Below are 21,743 nucleotides of genomic sequence, written 5' to 3' on the forward strand. Positions count from 1 at the left end.
ACCGGTAAGGATCGAACCGTGAGCCCGGCCGAAACACCACGAAGTGAACCGGCAGCTTGACCGGCAACTTTCCGCACCGTGGGCTCCACGGCCTACAATCCGCGCGAGGGTCGGGGGTCTTATGGATGGCACGAGGTCTGCTCTCGCCGAGGCGCGGCGGGTCGCCGGGCTCACCCAGGAAGAGCTGGCCGAACGAGCGGGGCTGAGCGTCCGCAACATCAGCAACATCGAGCGCGGCCGGGTCAGTCGGCCGCGCCGCGCGTCGCTGGAGGCGCTCGCCACGGCGCTCGGTCTCGATCCGGGCCGCCGCGACGAGCTGATCGCGCACTACCGGCGGGGTACGACGATGCCGGACGGAGTTCGCCCGGCGCAGCTGCCACCGGCCAGGGCCACGTTCACCGGCCGGGCCAGCCAGCTCGACCGGCTGGACAGCGAGCTGGCCGCCGGCCCGACGATCGTGATCATCGATGGCGCGGCGGGCGCAGGGAAGACCGCGTTGGCCGTCCGCTGGGGGCACCGGGTCCGCGACCGATTCCCCGATGGCCAGCTCTACGTCGACCTGCACGGATTCGGGCCGACACCGCCGGCCGATCCGTGGGCCGTGCTCGACGGCTGGATCCGCCAGCTGGGGCCTGACGTGGACGGCGTGCCGAGCACACTCGAGGCGAGCGCGGCGTTGTACCGCAGCCTGCTCGCCGGACGACAGCTCCTGATCGTGCTCGACAACGCGCGTTCCGCCGAGCAGGTGCGGCCGCTGCTGCCACCCGTACCCGAATGCTTCGTCGTCGTGACAAGTCGAGACGAGCTCCGCGGCTTGGCCACCCGCGAGGGCGCACGACGCGTCAGCGTCGGCCCGCTCGAACCGGGCGAGGCGACCGAACTGCTGGCCCGGTCGATCGGTGCCGACCGCGTCGAGCGCGAGGCGCAAGCCGCGGCGGAGATCGCCGAACGGTGCGGTTGGCTGCCACTGGCGGTCAGCATCGTCAGCGATCGCGCCGTCCGGGACCACGGGTTCGTGTCCCTCGCCGACCTCGCGGCCGAGCTGGCGGAGGTCTCGGCGCGGCTGGATGTGCTGGACGCGAGGGATGGCGATCCGGCGACGAGCGTGCGCGGGGTGTGCTCGTGGTCGTACGACGCGCTGGACGCGGACGCGGCGCGGATGTTCCGGGCGCTCGCGCTGCACCCAGGCGACGACTTCGACGTCCTGGAAGCGGCCGCGCTCGCGAAGCTCGACGCCGCCAAGACGCACCTGCTGCTCGACCGGCTCACCGCCGGGCACCTGCTGGAGCGGAGGACCGCGGGGCGATGGACGTTCCACGACCTCCTCCGGGAGTACGCCGCCGAGCTGGCCGGGGACGTCGACCCTCCCGAGGTCCGGACCGCGGCGGTCGACCGGCTGCTCGACCACTACCTGGCCGGGATCGCGGCGATCCCCGGCGTGGAGGACGGCGGCCTCGAGTCGGAGTGGCTCGGCTCCCACCGCACGAACGTGATCGCCGGCGCCAGGCGGGCCGTGGAGCTCGGCCGGGACGACTTCGCGGTGGCGGTGTCCGCGGCGCTGGCCCGGCACCTGGACGGAGGCGGCTTCCACAACGACGCGAAGCTCCTGCACGGCTACGCAGCGGGCACCGACGATCCCGTCGCGGCCAGCACCGCCTACCGCAGGTTGGGCGTCGCCTGCGACCGGCTCGGACAGAGCAGCGAGGCGCTCGCGCACTTCCGTCGAGCATGGGAGCTCGCGAGCGCCAGCGGCGACGATCCCCTCGCGCTGAGTGCCAGCCACAACGTCGGCATCGCGCACTGGCGGCTGGGCGAGTTCGACCGTGCGGCCAAGGAGCTGGATCGTTGCCTGGCATTGGCGCTCGAGGCGGATCACGAGCAGATCGTGGCGGCCGTGCTGGGCACCCTCGGGCTGGTCAGCACCTCGGTCGGTGACTACCCCGCCGCGATCGAGCACCACACCCGGGCGGCCGCGATGAACGAGGCGATGGGCGACCCGGTGGCGGCGGCGAACGACATCGACGAGCTCGGCTGCGCCTACCGGTTGAACGGGCAGTACGACGAGGCGGAACGGCACCATCTGCGTGCCCTGGACCTCTACCGCGAGGTCGGGTACCGGGAGGGCGAGGCCGACGCGCTGAGCAACCTCGGGACGGCCCGCGCCGCACTCGGGGCCGTCGCCGAAGCCATCGACTGCCAGGAGCGGGCGCTGCGACTGGCCCGGGACCTCGGCAGCCCGCGCATCGTCGCGAAGGCGTTGAACGGCCTCGCCGAAGCCCGCCGCCGATCCGGCTCCGCCGGCACAGCAGTCGCACTTCACCAGCAGGCGCTCACCGTGCTCACCGACGTCAGCGCACCGACCGAGACGGCACGTACGCACAACGGCCTCGGCTGCGCGCTGCATGACCTGGACCGTCGCCCGGAAGCCGTCGAGCACTGGCGCACCGCGCTGGCGGAGTACGAGCGGATGGGCAGCCCCCACGCGCCCGCCGTCCGGCAGCGTTTGGAATCAGGCCGGCTAGCCTGGCCGACATGGGAGTAGGTGAGCTCGCCGCGTTCGCCGCGATCAACCTCGTCATCACGATGGTGCCGGGCATCGACACCGCGCTGGTGATGCGCAACTCGGTCAAGTACGGCACGCGGTACGGCGTGCTCACCGCCCTCGGAACGTCGACGGGGCAGATCATCCAGGCCTCCGCCGCGGCGCTCGGGCTGTCGGCGATCCTGCTCCAGTCGGCACTGGCGTTCGAGATCGTGAAGTACCTCGGCGCCGCGTACCTCGTCGTCCTCGGCGTGCTCGCGCTCCTCGCTTCGCGGAAGAAGCGGGGAGCGCCGGCCGCGTCCGAGGCGGAGGACGAGGCGCCTGTGGTCGCGCCGTCGGCAGTCCGCGTCGTCGGGTTGGGGGTACTCACCAGCCTGACGAACCCGAAGGTCGCGCTGTTCTGGCTGAGCATCCTGCCGCAGTTCGCCGACGTAGGCGGCGGGCCGACGGCCATGCTCCCCCAGGCGCTGCTGCTCGGGCTGATCAGCTTCGCCAACGGGGCTTTGTGGATGAGCCTGGTCGCGACCTTGATCGGCAGGGTCGCGGCGTTCCTCCGCCGCCCGCGCGTGCGCCGGATCCAGGAACGCGTCATCGGGGGGATCTTCATCGGTCTCGGGGTCCGCCTCGCGGTGGAGAAGGCGCCCTAATCTAGGTAGACGTCACCGATGACGGCGGCCGTTCCTGCTGTCACAGTGACGGCCATGGGCGAGAACGACCTCGAGCTGAACCGGTCCCTGTGGGATCAGCTCACCGCATTGCACACGAGTACGACGGATACGTCGATGTACGACGTCGAGGGCTTCCTCGCCGATGAGTCGGCGTTGACCTCGATCGCGCGCGACGAGATGGGGCCGGTCGCGGGCGTGGACCTGCTCCATCTGCAGTGCCACTTCGGGCTGGATACGCTGTCGTGGGCTCGGGAAGGCGCTCTGGTGACGGGCGTGGACTTCTCGCCCGCGGCGGTGCAGTACGCGCGGCACCTGGCCGCGCGTGCCGGGCTCGAGGCGACGTTCGTCGAGGCGGACGCGCAGCAGCTGCCCGCCGAGTTGGACGGGCGGTTCGACGTGGTGTTCGCGTCGTACGGGGCGCTGTGCTGGATCGCCGACCTGGACGCCTGGTTCAGCGGCGCGGCGCGGGTCCTGCGGCCGGGCGGGCGGCTCGTGGTCGTCGAGGTGCACCCGATCTTCCTCATGACGGACTCGACGTCGCCGGTCGAGTTCGGCACGGCGTACCTCGGCGGCGATGCGCAGCGCGACCAGTGGGAGGGCACGTACGCGGACGGCTCGGCTTCGTTCTCGCAGGCTTCGGTCGGCTATCCGCACGGTCTCGGCGAGGTCGTCACCGCGTCGATCCGCGCGGGCTTCCATGTCGACGCGCTGACGGAGTTCCTCCGCGACGAGAAGGAGAACCGGCTCGGCATCATGGTGCGCGACGACGACGGCTGGTACCGCCTGCCGATGGGCGGACAGGACCTGCCCGTGACGTACTCGCTGCGAGCCAGCAAGCCGAGCTAGACCACCACGCCCGTGCGCGGGTCGAAGAGGCCGATCGGGTGGTGCGGGAGGTCGAGCTGGAGGGTGTGGACGATCGCCTCGAGAGCCTTGCGGAGGGCGGCGACGTCGTAGCGCTCGTCCCAAGCCTTCTCGACCGCGGCCAGGCGTGCGGCGTAGGTGTCGTGAGCCTCCTGTCCGCGGACGGTGAGGCGGACGTACGTGGTGCCGCCCTCGTCGTACCGCTCGACGAACCCGTGCCGTTCGATCGTGTCCAGCCCGTCGCGGCGCTGGCGGGGCAGGACCGTGACCGGCCGCCCTTCGGCGCCGAGGAAGCGGATCACGTTGGCGTCCAGCGCCAGACAGCTGGCGATGCCGGCGTCGGCCTCGTACTCGAGCGTGAACGCCATCAGCGCCTGCGACAGCAGCGCCGGCAGCTCGAGGTCCTTCGTGGTGTCGCCGGCAGCTCGCCGGACCGGGCGCCAGTCCTGCCCGCCGTTCCCGGTGACGCTCCAGTCGACCCCGCCGTAGCTCGCCGGGAAGTGCGGGAGCTCCAGCTCGAGCTTGCCGACCAGCGCCCTGAGGGACGCCTTCAGCGCCGCGGCGTCCGTGCCCGCCTGGTCTGTCCACACGGCCAACGCGTCGGAGGTCAGCCCTGGCCAGGACTGCCGCACCTCCTGCCCCTGCACGGTCGGTCTCAGGTGGGCGTTCCTGGTTCCGGGCTTGCCGCTCTCGACTCGCAACCAGCCCTGCCGGATCGCGTTCCCGACCCGCGAGCGCACAGCCCGCTTGGACAGCCGCGTCGCCTCCGGGAGGTCCCCCTCGACAAGGCCGTCGTCGTCGACGCAGCGCAGCAGGTTGGACCAGACCTCCAACCCGGGCAGGGGGTGCTTCCCGGACCCGGCTCGTTCGAACGCGAGGCTGAGCGAGATCAACACCTGCGAGAGCAACGCGGACAGCGACGGGTGCGTGGCCATCGGGTCAGACTAATGCCAGTTCAAAGATGGGCAGTCGACACCGATGCCGGCGGTCGGGGACTCTGCCACGGTGACCGCTATGAGCGAGCACGAGGCGAACCTCGAGGTGAACCGGTCGTTGTGGGAGCGGCTCACCGAGATCCACACGACGACGGGTGCCACGACGTTCTACGACGTCGAGGGGTTCCTGGCAGGGCGCTCCGCGCTGACGTCGATCGTCCGGTCCGAGCTGGGACCGGTCGACGGGCTGGACCTGCTACATCTGCAGTGCCACTTCGGGCTCGACACCCTCTCGTGGGCACGGGAAGGCGCGCGGGTGACTGGCGTGGACTTCTCGGCGGCCGCGGTGGCGTACGCGCGGGATCTGGCTTCGCGGGCCGGGCTCGAGGCGGCGTTCGTCGAGGCCGATGCCCAGCTGTTGCCGGCGGAGCTGGACGGGCGGTTCGACGTGGTTTTCGCGTCGAACGGGGCGCTCTGCTGGATCGCGGACCTAGGCGCCTGGTTCGCGGGCGCGGCCCGCGCGCTGCGTCCTGGTGGACGACTCGTCGTGGTCGAGATCCACCCGTTGTCGCTCATGCTCGACTCGACCTCACCGCTGGTGTTCGGGTCGGCGTATCTCGGCGGCGTGGCGCAGCACGACCAGTGGGAGGGCACGTACTCCGACGGTGACGTGTCGCTGTCGCAGCCCTCGGTCGGCTATCCGCACGGCATCGGCGAGGTCGTCACTGCCGCGGTGCGGGCGGGTCTGAAGGTCGACAGCCTCACCGAGTACGTCCGCGACGAGATGCAGCATCGCGAAGGCGTCATGGTGGGTGACCCGGACGGCTGGTACCGCCTGCCGGTGGGCGGGCAGGACCTGCCACTGACCTACGGTCTGCGGGCTCACAAGGTCTCGGCGTAGCCCATCAGGCCCTCGCGGCGCACTCCCGGCACGGCTTCGCAGTCGGTGTGGGTGGACAGGAAGTGGTCGTCGTTGCCCGGCCAGTAGCACCGGTACAACGGGACCGAGGGGCGACCGGCGGGCGGCGTGTTGTGGATCCAGCCTCCTCCGGGCCGACCCAGGCACTGCACGCGGGCGCGGGCAGCGGATCGGCGGCCGCGGCGGAAGCGCCGACCGGCAGTCCCGTAGCGACCAGCAGCGCACACAGCGCGCCGAACAACCCGATGCGTCTCATCGACCGACCCCGTTCCCCGTTGCCATGCCCAACGAGGACGATCCTGTCAGGTCCGACCGACAACGGCGTCCACGAACGCAAGCCCTGTGGACAAACCTCAACCAGCAAGCGAAGAAGGCTTGATCACGTACGTCGTGCCGTTGGAAGCTCGCAGCCAGTTCCGCTCGAACTGCGCCCGCTTGTACACGTGCCGCACCGCCGCGTTCGAAGGCGACGCGGGGTCGTTCGCGATCACGTCACCCGACGCGGTGAAGCCCACCGCGACCATCAGGTGCCCGTCTGTCCCGGTGATCGAGGATCCATCGAGGTTGTTCGAAGGATCGGCGTCGGTGTTGTCCCAGTTGATCGACACCACGACCGGCACACCGCGCCGCACCCACGCCTCGAGCCCACGCAGCGTGGAGTACTGCCGCACCGAGCCGTCCAGCCCGTACGCCGACGCGTACGCCGTGTTGAACGGCCAGTTCCCCGCGCCCTCGTACACGTAGTCCCACACCTGGTGCGCCGCCCACGCGACCTCCGGGTCGTGCCGGCCGCGTTCGTCGAACTTGGGGTCCGGCGGCAGGCTCGCCAGGTCCTCGGCGGACGGCCCCGTCTGCCAGTACTTCACCACCATCGCGGTCGACGTCGGGCTGCACCACACGCCGCCACCGCCGCCGAAGTCCGGGTACTCCCCGCTGTGGATCGTCTGCGAGAACGAGGGCACCGCGAGCTCGACCGCCTCGTTCGCCAACGGCCTACTCCCCACCGCCGGCAGCGCACTCTTGCGGGACGTGGTCGCCGCGAGCTGCCGCACCACCGGCTTCGCTGAGGACGTCCCGTTCAGCGTCACCCGCAGCCGGTACGCGACGGGCTGCCCGCCCGGAGGAGAGGTGCGCGAACGGAACGTGTCGGTGAGGATCCGCCCGACCGTGTCCGACTGCCCGTCGGTCGACCGCCGCTGGATGACAGAGGTGTCGAACGCCCAGTCCCCCATGACGAACCAGCGACTCTCGGTCGTCGCCGTCCGTGCCTGCAGCCCGATCGAGACGAACGTGCCCGCGGGCGTGTCGGCCTGCCAGGACGGCACCAGCTCGGAGAAGTCCGTCGGCGTCGCGTACCAGTCCGACGTCCACGTTCCCCGCGTCGCGCCGCTGGCCAGCGTGACCGAGCCGGCACCGTTCGCGCCGAGGATCACGCCGCGGCCGAGGTCGGCGCGGGCGAAGTCCGCACGACTCGACCACGCGTGGAAGTCGGTCGGCCAGGCGCCCTGTTCCTCGGCGGCCGACACCGGGGCCACAGCAACCATGCTCACTCCGACAACGAGTCCCACCACGACAGTCCGCGGCCACGTGCCCATGGCAGCACCTCCTGCCGCTGTTGAATCGCGAGTGGGAGGTTGTTGTCAAGTTCCAACGCTGAAGATGGCAGAAATTTACCTCGCCGGAACGTCCTTCTGGGCGGAGATCACCCGCATTGCGAAGGCCGCGGAGACGACCGCGGCGCAGGCCATCGCGACCAGCGTGATCGTGACGGCCGACGCCGACGAACGGTCCGCGAGCACGCTGAGGAACAGCGTTCCGAACGTCGCCACGCCGATCACCTGGCCGAGCTGCAGCACCGTCGACATGATCCCGCTGGCGTCCGCGGCGTCCGGCAACGGCACGTTGACGAACGCCCGCGCCATCAACGGCGAGAACGACAGCCCGAACCCGGCGCCGAGCAGGATCGACGCGAGCACGGTGCCAACGCCGGCTTGACGGCCGCCCACGTACGTCGCCGCCGTCCACGCGTAGCCGGCACCGACGAGCACCAGCCCGACCGGGATCATCGGGCCGTGCCAGCGCGCCGGCAGCCGGCGCCACTGCAGGCTGAGGACACCGAACGCCAACGCGCCGGGAGCGAAGAACAGCCCCGCGACGAGCGCGCTGTACCCGAGCCCGCCCTGCAGGTGCACCGCGGTGATGAACAGGAAGCCCGCGTAGATCACCATCAGCCCGAACAGCGCGCCGATCGCCGGCACGAGCCCACGGGCGCCGAGGACACGCGCCGGGAGCAGCGGGGAGGCGACACGACGTTCGACCAGCACGAAGACCACCGCCATGACAGCGCTGCCGGCCACGCTGAGCCACGTCCACGCCGGCCAGCCCTGCTCATGTCCGAGCACCAGCGGCAGGACGAGCAGCAGCACCGCCGGGGACAACGTGAGGAGGCCGGGCAGGTCGAACGAACGAGTCGCGCGCGGTCCTGGCTTCGGCAGCAGTCGGGGCGCGATCGCCAACAGGGCAAGGCCGATCGGCACGTTCAGCAGAAATACCGTACGCCAGGACAGGTCGAACAGGTCCGCGGCCACGAGCAGGCCGCCCAGCACCTGGCCCACGACGGCGCCGGCCGAGATCACGGCGGCGTAGAGGTTGAGCGCGCGTGGGCGTTCCTCGCCCGGGAACGTGCGCTGGATGAGGCTCATGATCTGCGGCACCATCAGCGCCGAGCCCGCGCCCTGCAAGCAGCGGAACGCGATCAGCAGCTCGGTCGAGGGTGCGAGCCCGGAGAGCAGCGAGGCGAGCGTGAACAGGCCGAGGCCGGCGAGGAAGACGCGGCTCTGGCCGAGGACCTCGCCGAGTCTCGCGCCGGTCACGAGCAGGACGGCGTAGGTGATCGTGTAGCCGGCGACGACGAGCTGGAGCCCGGCGCCGGAGGACTGCAGATCGGTGCGAATGGCCGGTACGGCGACGTTCACGATCGTGACGTCGACGATGGCCATGAACTGTCCGGCGAGGATCGTGGCGAGCAGCCAGCCGCGGCTTGTCTGCGTCGTTCCCGCGGCCGGCTTGGCACGGAGGTCGGTCATGGGCCCGACCCTCTCCGGTGGCTGACACCAGGAACAGGAGTCCGCTGATGCTGGTGTTGGCAGCACCTGGCACGGTTTCGGGACGCGGGCGATGATGGAACGCGTGACCGTCGTCGACCTCGCCGAACGCCGCCCGCGGCGCGCCGTACGCACCGAGCTCGCGGCGTTCCTGCGCTCTCGGCGCGCCCGGATCACCCCGCACATGGTCGGGCTGCCGCCCGGTCCGCGGCGCCGGACGCCGGGGCTGCGACGCGAGGAGGTCGCGCAGCTCTCCGGGATCGGCATCACCTGGTACACCTGGCTCGAGCAGGGCCGGCGGATCAACGTGAGCGTGCAGGTGCTCGACGCGGTGGCCCGGACGTTGCAGCTCGACGCCGACGAGCGCGCGCACCTCTACCACCTGGCGGGCGTGCCCGCGGCGCCTGCTCCGGACGACCCGGGCGAGCTGCCGGACGAGGTCCGGCTGGTGGTCGACGGTCTGACGGAGCTGCCGGCGTCGGTCTACAGCGGGCGGTTCGACGTGCTCGCGACGAACGAGATGTACCGGCGGCTGTTCGGCGGCTTCGGCGATCCCTCCCGGACGGATCGGAACGTGCTGCGGCTGCTGTTCACGCGGCCGGAGTGCTGCAACCCGTTCGTCAACCGAGCCGAGGAGCTGCCCCGCCTCGTCGCCCAGCTCCGCGCCGTCTTCGGGCGGCATGTGGGCGAGCCGGCGTGGACCTCGTACGTCCGGGAGATGTGCGAGTCCAGCCCCGAGTTCGCGCGGCTGTGGGCCAACCACGACGTGGCGTCGCCGGGGACGCGGGTGAAGGTGTTCCGGCACTCCTCGCTCGGGGAGGTCCGGATGATGACGACGAGCATGGCGCTCACGGTCCCGCCGGAGGCGCGGATGATCGTCTACACGCCGCTGGACGACGCGGCTCGGGCCCGGATGGCCGACCTGCGCGCGATGGACCCGGAGACCGCGCGACGGAAGCTCGACCACGACCACGAGCACTAGTTCGGAGATTCGTGCAAGCATCTGCCTTCTCAGTGCGTCTTCCTCTGTGTGAACGCGCATGCGGAGAGGGGGACGCTGGTGGCGGAGACGGGGGCGGAGTCGTTCGACGCCTACGTCGCTGCCCGCCAGCACGCCCTGCTGCGGACCGCCTACCTGCTGACCGGTGACCGGCACGAGGCCGAGGACCTGGTCCAGACGGCGCTGACGAAGACGTACCTCGCCTGGTCGCGGGTGCGGGACCCGGACGCGTACGTCCGACGCGCGATGGTCAACGTGCACATCAGCTGGTGGCGCCGCGCCTGGCGCCGGGAGGAACGCCCTACGGACGCCGTTCCGGAGCCCACCGCCACGCCGGAGCCGGACCTCGCCGACCGCGACGAGGTGTGGGCGCTGGTACGAAGCCTGCCGCCCCGCCAGCGAGCCGTGGTCGTGCTGCGCTTCTACGAAGACCTGACCCCCGCGGAGGTCGCCGACATCCTGGGCTGCACGGCGGGAACGGTCGCCAGCCAGACGAACCGAGCCATTGCCGCGCTCCGCGCCCGCTACGACCACCAGGGAGGAGTCCACTGATGCCGAACGAGCCCGAGGAGCTCTTCAGCTCGACGCTGCGGCGGCATGCGGACTCCGTCGAGGCCCCGACCCGCCCGTTCGCCGAGGACGCACATGTCGCCGGCCGCCGCATCGAGCGCCGCCGCCTGCTCGCGGCGTTGGCCGGAGCGATCGTCCTCGTCGTCGGAATCCCGCTCGGCCTCGGCCTGCTGGGGTCGCGCGGCACCAACCCCGGCGGCATCGAGCCCGCCCGGACGACCACGCCGGGGCAGCCGATAGCGCTGGAGCCGCGAGAACTGCCACGCGGCGCCGACCCCGCCGTCCCCTGGTACCACGACGGAAAGGTCAGCCTTGGCCCCGACCGACTGGCCGAGGTGGGCAGGTTCCCCGCGGGCTCCCGGGCCGGGCTGCTCGCTGCCGGGGAGAACGTCGTCGTCGCCGAGGAATGCTGCAACCAGAAGACGAACAAGATCGAGACGAGGCTCTGGGACCTGAAGGGGTCCCCGCCGAAGGTGCTCGAGGGCGGCGGCCCCAGGGTGTCCAGCGACGGCCGGACGGTGGTGACCTCGACCAACATCTACTCCGTCAGCCCACGGACGTTCATCGCCTACGACACCACCACGGGCGAGGAGATCCGGCGCACCAAGATCCCCTACCCGATCGCGAACCTCACCGGGTTCGTCGGCGACAAGGTGGCGTTCACCTACGAGCACAAGGGGAACCAGCCCGGCGCCACCGGACTGTGGGATCCCCGTACTGGCGAGACGAGGCCCCTTCCCGACGCCGGCGTGGTCGGGCTGACCGGCGGCGGGACCCGCCTCGTCGCCAGGTTCGGCGAGCCGCTGATCTACCAGCGTGTCGTCGACCTCCGCGACCCCCAGACTGACCTCTGGCCAGCCCATCAGACCGTCACCTCGTTCTCGCCGGACGGCCGGTACGCCACCGGGATCGAGGGCGACGGCCCCGAGCAGGGCGACTACAGCACGGCGTGGCGCCTCGTCGTCTACGACCTGCGGGAACGGCGGGTCGTGCTGCGCGTCGACAGCTACGCGTTCTCGCAGGTCGCGTGGGAGCCGAACGGCTCCTTGCTCGCCGTCGTCCAGGTGCCGAACGGCGGCTTCGGTGCCGAGGTGATCGTGCGGTGCACGCTCCAAGGCGCGTGCGAACGAGCCTCGGAGCTCCGCGACGCCGAAGAGGGCCTGCCGCCGGTGTTCCTGTTGCCGGGCTTGCCGCAGGTGGTCGTCACGTAGTGGGCAGGTGGTGCGTACGGATCCCTGCTCACCCGTCCTCGCCCAAGATGGGGGCATGAACGAGATCGTGGAGCGCTACCAGCGGCGAGCGGACGCTTTCGAGGCGAACGTCGAGGCGGTCGCCGCCGAGCAATGGGACAACCCCTCTCCCTGTGAGAAGTGGTCGGCCGGGGACGTCGTCGACCACATCATCGCCATGCACGGCTACATGCTCAGGCCCATCGGCCGCTCCGCGCCGGAGCGGACGGAGGATCGGCTGGCGGACTTTCGCGCCGCGCGTAAGGCCGTTCAGGACCTCCTCGACGATCCCGCGGTCGCCGGGCAGGAGGTCGAGACGCCCACCGGGAAGATGACGTTCGCCGCGCAGATCGACGGCGTCGTCAGCGACGACCTTCCCCTGCACGGGTGGGATCTCGCCCGGGCGACCGGGCAGGACGAGACCATCGATCCGGTCGACGTCGAACGACTCTGGGCCAGCACCACCGCGACTCCGGCCGAGCTGATGGAGCAGTACCGCACGCCCGGCGCGTTCGGGCCCGATGTCGAGGTCTTCGGCGCGGAGGTGTCGGTCCCGGCAGACGCATCCCTCCAGGACCGCCTGCTGGGCCTGATAGGCCGCCAGCCCTAGCCTCGGAATTTCGGGGGTCGCCTTACCCGGCCAGTGCCCGCTCTACCTGGCGTCCACCCCACGTAAAGCGGCCAATGATCATGTCAACATGATCGTTGGCCCCGGGGCGGGGCGGGACCGGGCGAACCCACGGCCGGACGAAAGATCGAGGCTAGGGTGCAGCCATGGCAGAGATCGACCTGGACCGCATCGAGGCCGAGCGGGACCGTATTCGCACGACTTATATCAAGTCCGAACGCTCCACGTCCGCGCGCGGAGTCCACCACGTGGCGCTGCTGTCCTCCGACGTCGAGCAGACGGTCCGCTTCTACCAGGACATCCTCGGCTTCCCGTTGACCGAGATCTTCGAGAACCGCGACTACCGCGGCTCGAACCACTTCTTCTTCCACCTCGGCAACGGCAACCTGCTCGCGTTCTTCGACTTCCCCGGGCTCGATCTCGGCCCGTACGCGGAGGTGCTCGGCGGCCTGCACCACCTGTGCATCTCGATGGAGCCCGAGCAGTGGGCACAGGCCAAGCAGCGGCTCGACGACGCGGGCGTGAAGTACCTCGAGGAGAGCGGCACCTCCCTCTACCTCAGCGACCCCGACGGAGCCCGGGTGGAGCTGATCGCCGACCCGTTGGGCGAGATGTACGGCAACGAGGTTCTCTAACGGTCCAACCTTCCGCTCGGGGGTGGTCTTGCGACTAGTCTTGGCGATCACCGAGGAGGAGGGGCTGCAGATGGACATGGGTACCCGTCGTCCCTACCGGGTGACGTTGAGTGCGGCGTTCGCCGTCTCTGTCATGGCGCTGGCGGCGGCATGCAGCGGCGGTGGCGGCTCGACCAACACCGGTACTGGGAGCGGTAGTGGCAGTGGCGCCGGCGACAAGAAGTACGTGATCGGGGTCAGCAACACGCTCGTCGGCAACGGCTGGCGCGAGGAGATGATCTGCGCCGTCAAGGCGGAGTCGTTGGCCAGCAAGAAGGTCAGCAAGGTCGTCGTGACCAACCGCAACGGCGGGCCGACCGAGCAGATCGCCGACCTGCGCAGCCTGATCTCCCAAGGCGTGAACGCGATCATCGTGAACCCGTCGGACCGGGAGAAGCTCAACCCGGTCATCAAGCAGGCCACCGCGAAGGGGATCGTGGTCGTCTCGGTCGACCAGGCCGTGACCGAGCCGAGCGCCCACGTCGCGACCAACGACCAGGTCGCGTACGGCCGGCTCGGCGGCGAATGGCTCGCCAAGGCGATCGGCGGCAAGGGCAACGTGGTCGAGATGCGCGGCATCGCGGGCGTTCCGGCCGACGACGACCGGCACAAGGGCTTCACCGAGGCTCTCGCGAAGTACCCCGACATCAAGGTCGTCAAGGAAGTCTTCACAGGCTGGGACTTCTCCAAGGGCGGCCAGCAGGCACTCGACCTGCTGAACACCTCGACGAAGGTCGACGGCATCTGGACGTCCGGCATCGACTACACCGTGGTGAACGCTTTCCAGACGCTGAAGAAGCCGCCCGTACCGGTCGTCGGCGCGGACAACAACGAATTCCTCAACCAGCTGCTCAACCAGTACGACAAGGGCGTACGCGGCGCGGCCGTCACCAACCCGGCGACGATCGGCGGCGTGGGCGCGTCCCTCGCGATCGATGTTCTCGACGGCAAGGAAGTCCCGCGCGAGACCACGCTGACCCCGCAGGTGTGGGACTACGACACCACCAAGTCCGAGCTGGAGAAGAACTACTTCCCCGACCGCGACCCGACCTACAGCTCGCAGGTCGAGGTGAAGCCGCACACGGACTACACGCCGGAGCAGTTGTTCGCGTGCAAGGGTCCCGGGGAGTGACGGACACACCCCTCCTGCACACGAGCGAGATCGCCAAGCGGTACGGGTCGGTCGTCGCGTTGCGTTCGGTCGACCTGGTCGTCGGGCGCGGTGAGGTGCACGGCCTGGTCGGTGCGAACGGAGCGGGCAAGAGCACGCTGGTGAAGATCCTCACCGGCGTGCTCCGCCCGGACTCCGGCGTCGTCGAGGTCGACGGGAAGCGCGTACGGCTGCGTTCTCCGGCGCACGCTCGGGCCGCGGGACTGGCGCCGGTGTTCCAGGATCCGGCGTTCGCTCGCGACCTCACCCTCGCTGACAACCTGAAGTTGACAGGAACGTCGCACGCCGGGTTCCGGCGCCAGCTCGAGCTGTTGGAGATCCGCGACGTCGACCTGGGTGCGCGGGCTGGCGAGCTCGCTCTGCCGTTGCTGCGCATGCTGGATCTCGCGCGCAGTCTCGCGCACGACCCGCGGCTGATCCTGCTGGACGAGATCACCGCGGCTCTCCCCGCCGACTACGCGCAGCAGGTGTTCGGGGCGATCGCTCGGGCGAAGGCGGACGGCAGGTCAGTGCTGTTCATCTCGCACCGGCTGCTCGAGGTGCAGGAGCTGTGCGACCAGGTGACCGTGCTGCGGGACGGGCGGAACGTCGTCACGCACGCGCGGGCGGAGGACCTGGAACAGCGGATCGTCGCCGCGATGTTGGGCGAACGGGCGGCGCTCGCTGTCACCGAGCCCGCCAAGGTCGCGCCGGTGCGCTCGGTTGTGCCCGGCGAGCCGGCGCTGTCCGTACGCAACCTGTCCGACGGTCATCGGGTACGGGACGTCTCGTTCTCGATCGCGAAGGGCGAGGTGCTCGGCATCACCGGGCTGGAGGGGCAGGGGCAGGACGAGCTGTTCGCCCTGCTCTCCGGGGATCGGCGCGCGTCCGGCGGCGAGATCGTCGTCGCCGGGCAACCGCTGTCCGCCCGGCACCCGGTGGATGCGATCCGGCGCGGGCTGGCGCTCGTGCCCGGCGACCGGCTGGAGGCGTTGCTGCCGCAGCGTCCCGTCGCGGAGAACCTCGCGACGCCGACGTACGCACGGCCGAGCAAGTGGGGCTGGATCAACGCCGATCGCGAACGCCAGAAGGTGTCCGACGCGATCAAGCGGCTGTCGATCGACACGCGCGCGCAGGCGCAGGTGAAGCGACTGTCCGGCGGCAACCAGCAGAAGGTCGCGATCGGCCGGTGGCTGGTGGCGGGCTTCGACACGTTGCTCTGCTTCGACCCGACGCGAGGCATCGACGTCGGGACGAAGCACCAGATCTACGACCTGTTCCGGGAGCTCGCCGACGCGGGGCGGTCGGTGCTGATGTTCACGTCGGAGCTGCGCGAGGTACCGCTGGCGTGTGACCGAGTGCTGGTGATGTACGGCGGGCGGATCGTCGCTGAGATGCCATCCGCCGAGGCCGACGAGGCGACGTTGCTCAACTCCGCACACGGGTTGGCCGAGACGTTGGCGGACCAGGCATGACACGTACTCTTCGGCGTTCCGCGTGGACCGGCGCGGTCACGGTGATCTTCGCGCTGCTGTTGGTGTGGAACATCACGCAGGTGCCGACGTTCGGCGCGTTCGAGATCCAGACGCTGCTCGCATCGACGCTTGCCCTTGCGTACTTGGCGATGGCGCAGTCGGTCGTCGTGATCGGCGGCGGCATCGACCTGTCCGTCGGCGCGATGCTGGTGCTGATCAACTGCCTGTCGGCCCGGTTCATGGAGGGAACGTCGTTCGGCGGCTCGCTCCTGGTGGCCGCTGGCTGCCTGGCCGTCGCCGCGGGGATCGGGGCTCTGACCGGGTTCGTCATCAACGTGTCGAAGGTGCCGGACATCATCGTCACGCTCGCGACGTCGTTCGTGCTCGGTGGTGTGGCTCTGTTCGTGCTGCCGTCGCCGGGTGGCGGGGCCTCCCCCGGCTTCCAGGCTTTGGTGTTGGGTGCGGACGGGACGGCCTGGTGGCCAGCGCTCGCGTGCCTGGTCGTTCCGCTGTTGGTGATCTGGCTGCCGTTGCGTCGTTCGAAGGCGGGCATCGCGATCTTCGCGGTCGGCAGTGACTCGAACGCGGCGTTCCTGTCGGGGGTCAATCCCCTGCAGACGAAGGTGGTCTCGTACACGGTGTCGGGGTTGTTCTGCGGGCTCGCGGGCCTCGCGTCGACGGCGTTCACCGCGGGTGGGAGCCCGCAGGCGACGATCGCGGTGACCTCGACGCTGGCGTCGGTCGCGGCGATCGTGCTCGGCGGCGTGGCGCTGACCGGCGGCGTGGGCGGGCTGGTCGGGCCGGTGATCGCGGTGTGGTGCCTGTACCTGATCCCGAACATCATGCTCGGGCTCGGCGTCGACCCGTCGTACGGCCAGGTCGTCGGCGGCGTGGTCGTGGTGGTCGTGGTGATGGTCGGCGGCTGGCTCCGGCTGGGAAGGGGCAAGCCGGCATGACCGATGTCGACGCGCGGCAGCGTTCGTTCGTGACCCGGGTCGTCTCTGGCGATCGTTCGCTGCTTGCCCTGTTGGGGATTCTCGTTCTGCTGGTCGTGGCGAACACGATCATCGACTCCAGCTTCGCGTCAGCCGGGCAGTTGCGGAACACGTTGCTGGTGACGGCGCCGTTGGCCTTGCTGGCGGGCGGGCAGACGTTGTGCATGCTCACCGGTGGGATCGACCTGTCGGTGGCGATGACGGCCACCGCGGCGGCGTACGTGACGGGAGTCCTGTCCGCGTCGGGGAGCCCGGCGGTGGCGATCCTCGCCGGTCTGGGCGTGGGGCTCGTGGTGGGATTGGTGAACGGGCTCGCCGTCGGTGTCTTTCGGGTGAACCCGTTGATCATGACTTTGGGGATGGCCGGGATCCTGACCGGGCTGCTGACGGTGGGGTCGCAGTCGTTCCTCTCGGGAGCGACGCGGATGTCGCCGCTGGTGTTGGAGCTGGGGCGCGGGACGATCGTCGGCTTCGTACCGTGGAACCTGCTGGTGTGGCTGGTGCTCGGCTGCGTCCTGGTGTTCGGGCTGCGGCGGACGGGGTTGGGGCGGCTGGTCTACGCGGTCGGCGACAACCGCGTCGCGGCACGGCTGGCCGGGGTGCGGGTGTGGCAGGTCGAGACCGCGGTCTACACGGCGTGCGGTCTGCTGGCCGCGGTGGCGGGGATCCTGATCGGCGGCCGGTCGGGGTCGGTCGACCTCCAACTCGCCGGCTCGTTCCTGCTGCCGTCCGTGGCGGCGGCGGTGATCGGTGGGACCTCGATCCTCGGCGGGATCGGCGGCTACACGGGCACGATCCTCGGCGCGCTGATCCTCGCGGTGCTGGACACGATGCTGAACCTGCTGACGGTCGACGAGCCGGTGAAGCAGGTCCTGTACGGCTGCATCATCCTCGGCCTCGCCTGGCTCTACGCGCGGGGAACGTCGCGGGACACCACCTAGCCTCGGGATTTCAGGTGTTGGTGGGCGACATTGGCCTGTGAAAGACGGAAGTGCCTGTCCTGCTGGGGAACTTGGGATTGCGACATCTCGAGTGATCCGAGCGGGAAGGCACTCCATGGGTGAGCGTCGTGGCCGCCTTACGCGGCCAGTGGCCCCATTACCTGGCGTCCACCCCACGTAAAGGGGCCAACGATCATGTAAACCTGATCGTTGGCCCCAGGTCGGCCTGGACCGGGCGAACCAAACCGCCGGACGAAAGATCGAGGCTAGCCCCTTCGACAAAGGGCCTCTCCCGAGGCGGCGCGTTCTCGCCGAACCTCACCGGGCGGTGCATGTAACGCGACCGCCTCAAGAGCTCCCTCGCCCTGCTCGGTCTGCCCGAAGCCGTGCATTCCGCCGCGGGCGGACGCCTATCCGACTTATGCTGTGATAGCCCGAGCACACGATGACTTGGCCGTGGCCGGGACGTGGTGGGCTGAGGCTCGGATCGCCAACCGATCGTCTCGACCGCACCGTTGACGGACACCACATCGGGTGGTCGTCGACATCTATTTCCCTGAGGACAACGGAATGGGTCAGGACGATCTCGAGCGGCAAGCAACTTCGAAGGCTGGCTTCATTCGTGCCTACGGAATGCATTGGCAGGCCGACGAAGTCGACTGGAAAGGTAGCGAGACTGGCCGTTACAGAGAGATCCTCGGGCGGATCGGCATTAACCGCCCCGGACTGAAGGTGGCCAACTTCTGGCACCAACGGGGCATCTATGTGCTGCATAGCGCGCACGGGCCGTACTACGTCGGCCAGACCATCGCCGGGGGGATGAGTCTTGGGATGCGCCTTCGGCAGCACTACTTGGGGAAAAACCGAAGCCCGCATGCTGGAAAGTGGGACAGATTCTCCTGGTTCGGATGGCGCGGCACGTTATCAAGCACAGATGATCGAGGCCTTCAACGGCTGCGAAACCATCCGCGTCAACTGCTCACCGGATCGCGCAATACGGTGCAGGACATCGAGAGCTTGCTGATCCACACCCTCGGAACACTGAATGCTGGAAACTCGCGTCGAGAAGGATTCGTAGCCGCAGCTCAGTGGGAGCAGATTTGGTGGTCTGAACGCGACCACTATCTTGAGAAAATTGCACCTTAGATCAAGCAGCGGATCCTCTTCATCCTCGTCAGTCTAGGTCCGACCGTGGTAGGTCGGTCGACGAGAGTGTCGAGGATCCGGCTGCTTGCTTGTTCCGGTTGAACGAACCCGTCTAGCTCGCCGGCGGGACGGCCGGCGGGTCGATGGTGGACGACAGGATCGCCTCGGTGGGCTTGCCGTTCTCCACCGCCTTGTCCTTGTCCTTCGTCGTGCTCATCGCGTCGAGCATCTGCTTGGCGAGCCCGAGCCCGGTCCCACCCATCGTCAGCGCCTTGGTCAGCAGATCCGACACACCGTCCGCACCGTTCATCACGATCATGTGGTCGACGTTGCTGAACGCGCCGGCGCCGGCCTTGACGATCTCCGGCCACTTCTCCGCCAGCTGCTGGGCGACGACCGCGTCCTGGTTCTCCGCCAGCGCCGCGGCCCGAGCCTTGATCGCCTCGGCCTCCGCGAGACCCTTCGCCCGCGCCGCCTCCGCCAACGCGAGACCCTGGGCCTTCGATGCGTCCGCCTCGGCCTCACCGGTCGCGCGCGTCGCCGACGCCTCGGCCTCACCGCGCATGCGGGTCGCCTCGGCCTGGGCGGTCGCTGCCGTCTTCACCTGGGTCGCGTCGGCCTGGGCGCGCAGCTCGGTCTCCTGTGCCTGCGCCTGAGCCGCCGAGATCCGCGCGTCACGGTCCGCCTCGGCGATCGTCCGGGTCTCGTACGCCCGGGCGTCCGCCGGCTTGCGGACCTCCGACTGCAGCTTCTGCTCGGCCAGGTTCGCGGCGAGCTGGGCGGCCTCGGTCTCGGCCCGGATGACGTCCTGCTTCGCCGAAGCGTCGGCCAACGGACCCGCCTGCTTCGACGTCGCGGCGGCCTGGTCGACCTCGGCCTGGTACTCCGCCTGCCGGATCTGGCTCGCACGTACGGCGGCGGCCTTCTCCGCGTTAGCGGCCTGCTCGGCGAGCGTCGCCTCCTGGTCACGCTGCGCCTCGGCAGCACGTGCAAGCGCCGCGATGGCCGCGGCGTGCGGCTTGCCCAGGTTGGCGATGTAGCCGGTGGTGTCGTCGATCTCCTGAATCTGCAGCGAGTCCACCACGAGACCGAGCTTGCTCATCTCGTCTGCCGACGAGCCGCGGATCTCCGACGTCAGCCGCTCGCGGTTGAGCACCAGGTCCTCGACGGTCAGGTTGCCGATGATCGAACGCAGGTGACCCGCGAACAGCTCGTGGATCTTGGCGTCCATCGTGTCCTGCTGGTCGAGGAATCGCCTTGCCGCGTTGGCGATCGACGCGAAGTCGTCCCCGACCTTGTAGATGACGACACCGCGTACCTGCACCGGGATGCCCTGCTTGGTGACACAGCCGACCTGCAGCGTCGCCGCGCGCGAGTCGAGCAGCAGCCGCCGCGAGGTCTGGAACCCGGGCAGCACGAGCGTGCCCGTTCCCGTCACGATCTTGAAGATCAAACTTTCCGCCGTATCGGCGTTCTTACTGCGTGCCCAGAGACCGGAGATGATCAGCGCCTCGTTGGGCTCCGCCACCTTCCAGATCGTTCGGAACAGGAGCGCGACCACCAAGATCGCTCCTGCCGCGATGCCCAACAGCACGTACCACTCCATTGAACCGGCTCCCCTCGCCAGATCCTCCCCTGATGGGGGCTACGACGCGTCAGCGGTGGATTTGGATCCGTCACACCGCAGCGGCAACGTACACCGTGCGGGGCGCGTGGTACTCGACGACGACCACCAGGTCGCCGAGCCCGAACTCTTGGCCGGGGAGGCTCGAGTACGCGTAGAACGCCTCGACACCGCCGCGGATGGACAACATCACTTCGCCGACGAGACCCGGCCCGATCGTCCCGGTGACCCTGCCCTGTTTGCCGATCATCGCTCCCCTTCGCCAACCTTTCGGCTGACCCTACCGGCGGACGGGTCGTCTCGTAGCCTTCTCCCCGTGCCTGAACTCCAGCGTCTCCGCGCCGACCACGCCCCGGCCCTCCTCGAGTTCGAACGGGAGAACCGCGCCTACTTCGCCGCGTCGATCCCCGACCGGGGCGACGCGTTCTTCGCGAGCTTCGACCAGCGGCATCGCGATCTGCTCGCTCTCCAGGACGCCGGGACCGACCATTTCCACGTCCTCGTCGAGCCGGACGGCTCGATCGTCGGGCGTGTCAACCTCGTCTACGTGACGGAGGACGGGTCGGCCGACCTCGGCTATCGGATCGCCGAACACGCCGCCGGCCGCGGCCTCGCGACCGCCGCCGTCCGCGAGGTGCTGGAGCTGGCGCCGACGTACGGGCTCACCTCGATCCGGGCCGAGACGACGCTCGACAACGCCGCTTCGCGGGTCATCCTCGGGCGCGTCGGCTTCGAACCGACCGGCGACGTCACGCTCAGCGGCAAGCCGGGCATCAGCTTTCTGTTGAAACTCGCCTGAGTCCTGTCGATCCGGGCGGACGCTGTTCGTGTGAGCGGTGTCAGCAGTGTCGAAGGGAGAAAGCATGGCGTTCAGCGAGGACGAAGCCGCCTACCTCCGCGCGCACACGCTCGGACGGCTCGCGACGCTCGGGGAGGACGGGCAGCCGGACGTGATGCCGGTCGCGGTGGAGTACGACGGCACCCACCTGTGGGTCGGCGGACCGCCGGGGATCGTCAAGACCCGAAAGTTCCGGAATCTCGCCGCCGGCAGGACGAAGGTCGCGGTGGTGGTGGACGACCACCCCTCGTTCGACCCGTTCGTCGCCCGGGGGATCCGGATCTATGGGATCGGGGAGCAGCCTTTCGAACGTACCGGCATGGTCGGCCCTGGGGTTTATCTGCGGATCACGCCGACGGTCTCCTGGAGCTGGAACCTTGCAGGGGAACCTGTCGGTGAGACCTGGTATCCATCCACGAAGACCGTCCACTAGGAAGGGAG

21 protein-coding genes are annotated in these 21,743 nt (G+C 69.5%); 16 read left to right on the forward strand and 5 right to left on the reverse strand.

Annotation, left to right across the window (positions count from 1 at the left end):
• The first annotated feature begins 121 nt into the window (after positions 1–121).
• The 3 genes from JOD67_RS27675 to JOD67_RS27685 are packed head-to-tail and all read left to right on the forward strand — an operon-like array spanning position 122 to position 4,056.
• Positions 122–2,542, forward strand: a complete 2,421-nt coding sequence (locus tag JOD67_RS27675) for an ATP-binding protein (protein ID WP_205120633.1) — start codon at positions 122–124, stop codon at positions 2,540–2,542.
• Positions 2,533–3,189, forward strand: coding sequence for a LysE family translocator (locus JOD67_RS27680; RefSeq protein WP_205120634.1), 657 nt, complete (start codon positions 2,533–2,535; stop codon positions 3,187–3,189). Before JOD67_RS27675 ends, JOD67_RS27680 begins: the two co-directional genes overlap by 10 nt.
• Positions 3,190–3,243: 54 nt before the next feature.
• Positions 3,244–4,056 (forward strand): class I SAM-dependent methyltransferase, encoded by an 813-nt coding sequence (locus tag JOD67_RS27685; protein WP_205120635.1) that lies wholly within the window; start codon positions 3,244–3,246, stop codon positions 4,054–4,056.
• Here JOD67_RS27685 and JOD67_RS27690 read toward each other — a convergent pair.
• Positions 4,053–5,009, reverse strand: a complete 957-nt coding sequence (locus JOD67_RS27690; RefSeq protein ID WP_205120636.1) for a hypothetical protein — start codon at positions 5,007–5,009, stop codon at positions 4,053–4,055. The genes JOD67_RS27685 and JOD67_RS27690 overlap by 4 nt on opposite strands.
• Positions 5,010–5,088: 79 nt before the next feature.
• On the opposite strand from JOD67_RS27690, the gene JOD67_RS27695 reads away from it, so the two are divergent.
• Complete coding sequence (locus JOD67_RS27695; RefSeq protein WP_205120637.1) at positions 5,089–5,910, forward strand: class I SAM-dependent methyltransferase; 822 nt, start codon at positions 5,089–5,091, stop codon at positions 5,908–5,910.
• A 371-nt stretch (positions 5,911–6,281) separates the two neighbouring features.
• On the opposite strand, the gene JOD67_RS27700 is transcribed toward JOD67_RS27695, so the two are convergent.
• Entirely contained in the window at positions 6,282–7,472 is a 1,191-nt protein-coding gene (locus tag JOD67_RS27700; protein ID WP_205120638.1) for a C39 family peptidase, read from the reverse strand.
• A 126-nt stretch (positions 7,473–7,598) separates the two neighbouring features.
• Complete coding sequence (locus JOD67_RS27705) at positions 7,599–9,014, reverse strand: MFS transporter (RefSeq protein ID WP_205120639.1); 1,416 nt, start codon at positions 9,012–9,014, stop codon at positions 7,599–7,601.
• 103 nt (positions 9,015–9,117) lie between these two features.
• Between JOD67_RS27705 and JOD67_RS27710 the strand changes: the two genes are divergently transcribed.
• The 10 genes from JOD67_RS27710 (at position 9,118) to JOD67_RS27755 (ending at position 18,840) form a co-directional block, all read left to right on the forward strand.
• Positions 9,118–10,014 carry a helix-turn-helix transcriptional regulator gene (locus tag JOD67_RS27710; RefSeq protein ID WP_205120640.1) on the forward strand — a complete coding sequence of 299 codons (897 nt, stop codon included), beginning with the start codon at positions 9,118–9,120 and terminating at the stop codon, positions 10,012–10,014.
• 78 nt (positions 10,015–10,092) lie between these two features.
• Positions 10,093–10,584 carry a SigE family RNA polymerase sigma factor gene (locus tag JOD67_RS27715; protein ID WP_205120641.1) on the forward strand — a complete coding sequence of 164 codons (492 nt, stop codon included), beginning with the start codon at positions 10,093–10,095 and terminating at the stop codon, positions 10,582–10,584.
• Positions 10,584–11,813 carry a WD40 repeat domain-containing protein gene (locus tag JOD67_RS27720; RefSeq protein WP_205120642.1) on the forward strand — a complete coding sequence of 410 codons (1,230 nt, stop codon included), beginning with the start codon at positions 10,584–10,586 and terminating at the stop codon, positions 11,811–11,813. Before JOD67_RS27715 ends, JOD67_RS27720 begins: the two co-directional genes overlap by 1 nt.
• Positions 11,814–11,868: 55 nt before the next feature.
• Positions 11,869–12,441: a TIGR03086 family metal-binding protein gene (locus JOD67_RS27725; RefSeq protein WP_205120643.1), complete on the forward strand. Its 573-nt coding sequence runs from the start codon at positions 11,869–11,871 to the stop codon at positions 12,439–12,441.
• A gap of 164 nt (positions 12,442–12,605) precedes the next feature.
• Entirely contained in the window at positions 12,606–13,094 is a 489-nt protein-coding gene (locus JOD67_RS27730; protein ID WP_205120644.1) for a VOC family protein, read from the forward strand.
• A 28-nt stretch (positions 13,095–13,122) separates the two neighbouring features.
• The gene (locus tag JOD67_RS27735) at positions 13,123–14,265 is read left to right on the forward strand and encodes an ABC transporter substrate-binding protein (RefSeq protein ID WP_205120645.1); all 1,143 of its coding nucleotides are present in this window, start codon (positions 13,123–13,125) and stop codon (positions 14,263–14,265) included.
• Positions 14,262–15,758 (forward strand): sugar ABC transporter ATP-binding protein, encoded by a 1,497-nt coding sequence (locus JOD67_RS27740; protein WP_205120646.1) that lies wholly within the window; start codon positions 14,262–14,264, stop codon positions 15,756–15,758. Before JOD67_RS27735 ends, JOD67_RS27740 begins: the two co-directional genes overlap by 4 nt.
• Entirely contained in the window at positions 15,755–16,714 is a 960-nt protein-coding gene (locus JOD67_RS27745) for an ABC transporter permease (RefSeq protein WP_205120647.1), read from the forward strand. Before JOD67_RS27740 ends, JOD67_RS27745 begins: the two co-directional genes overlap by 4 nt.
• A complete protein-coding gene (locus tag JOD67_RS27750; protein WP_205120648.1) occupies positions 16,711–17,694 on the forward strand; it encodes an ABC transporter permease in 984 nt (327 codons plus the stop codon). The genes JOD67_RS27745 and JOD67_RS27750 overlap by 4 nt, the downstream gene beginning before the upstream one ends.
• Positions 17,695–18,228: 534 nt before the next feature.
• Entirely contained in the window at positions 18,229–18,840 is a 612-nt protein-coding gene (locus JOD67_RS27755) for a GIY-YIG nuclease family protein (protein WP_205120649.1), read from the forward strand.
• A gap of 112 nt (positions 18,841–18,952) precedes the next feature.
• Here JOD67_RS27755 and JOD67_RS27760 read toward each other — a convergent pair whose 3' ends face one another.
• Both JOD67_RS27760 and JOD67_RS27765 read right to left on the reverse strand, forming a co-directional pair.
• On the reverse strand, positions 18,953–20,446 hold the full coding sequence (locus JOD67_RS27760; RefSeq protein ID WP_205120650.1) for an SPFH domain-containing protein: 1,494 nt from the start codon (positions 20,444–20,446) through the stop codon (positions 18,953–18,955).
• A gap of 70 nt (positions 20,447–20,516) precedes the next feature.
• Positions 20,517–20,714: an NfeD C-terminal domain-containing protein gene (locus JOD67_RS27765; protein ID WP_205120651.1), complete on the reverse strand. Its 198-nt coding sequence runs from the start codon at positions 20,712–20,714 to the stop codon at positions 20,517–20,519.
• Positions 20,715–20,780: 66 nt separating this feature from the next.
• Between JOD67_RS27765 and JOD67_RS27770 the strand changes: the two genes are divergently transcribed.
• A complete protein-coding gene (locus JOD67_RS27770) occupies positions 20,781–21,263 on the forward strand; it encodes a GNAT family N-acetyltransferase (protein ID WP_205120652.1) in 483 nt (160 codons plus the stop codon).
• A gap of 64 nt (positions 21,264–21,327) precedes the next feature.
• On the forward strand, positions 21,328–21,735 hold the full coding sequence (locus JOD67_RS27775; RefSeq protein ID WP_205120653.1) for a PPOX class F420-dependent oxidoreductase: 408 nt from the start codon (positions 21,328–21,330) through the stop codon (positions 21,733–21,735).
• Positions 21,736–21,743 lie beyond the last annotated feature (8 nt).

It is taken from the genome of Tenggerimyces flavus, assembly GCF_016907715.1.
Taxonomy (GTDB): domain Bacteria; phylum Actinomycetota; class Actinomycetes; order Propionibacteriales; family Actinopolymorphaceae; genus Tenggerimyces; species Tenggerimyces flavus.

Bases quoted from the DNA above. Each gene is read 5' to 3' on its own strand.
- JOD67_RS27775 (WP_205120653.1), top strand. From the start codon at position 21,328: ATGGCGTTCAGCGAGGACGAAGCCGCCTACCTCCGCGCGCACACGCTC.
- JOD67_RS27760 (WP_205120650.1), bottom strand. From the start codon at position 20,446: ATGGAGTGGTACGTGCTGTTGGGCATCGCGGCAGGAGCGATCTTGGTG.
- JOD67_RS27675 (WP_205120633.1), top strand. From the start codon at position 122: ATGGATGGCACGAGGTCTGCTCTCGCCGAGGCGCGGCGGGTCGCCGGG.
- JOD67_RS27685 (WP_205120635.1), top strand. From the start codon at position 3,244: ATGGGCGAGAACGACCTCGAGCTGAACCGGTCCCTGTGGGATCAGCTC.
- JOD67_RS27750 (WP_205120648.1), top strand. From the start codon at position 16,711: ATGACCGATGTCGACGCGCGGCAGCGTTCGTTCGTGACCCGGGTCGTC.
- JOD67_RS27700 (WP_205120638.1), bottom strand. From the start codon at position 7,472: ATGGTTGCTGTGGCCCCGGTGTCGGCCGCCGAGGAACAGGGCGCCTGG.
- JOD67_RS27705 (WP_205120639.1), bottom strand. From the start codon at position 9,014: ATGACCGACCTCCGTGCCAAGCCGGCCGCGGGAACGACGCAGACAAGC.
- JOD67_RS27690 (WP_205120636.1), bottom strand. From the start codon at position 5,009: ATGGCCACGCACCCGTCGCTGTCCGCGTTGCTCTCGCAGGTGTTGATC.
- JOD67_RS27720 (WP_205120642.1), top strand. From the start codon at position 10,584: ATGCCGAACGAGCCCGAGGAGCTCTTCAGCTCGACGCTGCGGCGGCAT.
- JOD67_RS27725 (WP_205120643.1), top strand. From the start codon at position 11,869: ATGAACGAGATCGTGGAGCGCTACCAGCGGCGAGCGGACGCTTTCGAG.
- JOD67_RS27765 (WP_205120651.1), bottom strand. From the start codon at position 20,714: ATGATCGGCAAACAGGGCAGGGTCACCGGGACGATCGGGCCGGGTCTC.
- JOD67_RS27745 (WP_205120647.1), top strand. From the start codon at position 15,755: ATGACACGTACTCTTCGGCGTTCCGCGTGGACCGGCGCGGTCACGGTG.
- JOD67_RS27680 (WP_205120634.1), top strand. From the start codon at position 2,533: ATGGGAGTAGGTGAGCTCGCCGCGTTCGCCGCGATCAACCTCGTCATC.
- JOD67_RS27695 (WP_205120637.1), top strand. From the start codon at position 5,089: ATGAGCGAGCACGAGGCGAACCTCGAGGTGAACCGGTCGTTGTGGGAG.
- JOD67_RS27730 (WP_205120644.1), top strand. From the start codon at position 12,606: ATGGCAGAGATCGACCTGGACCGCATCGAGGCCGAGCGGGACCGTATT.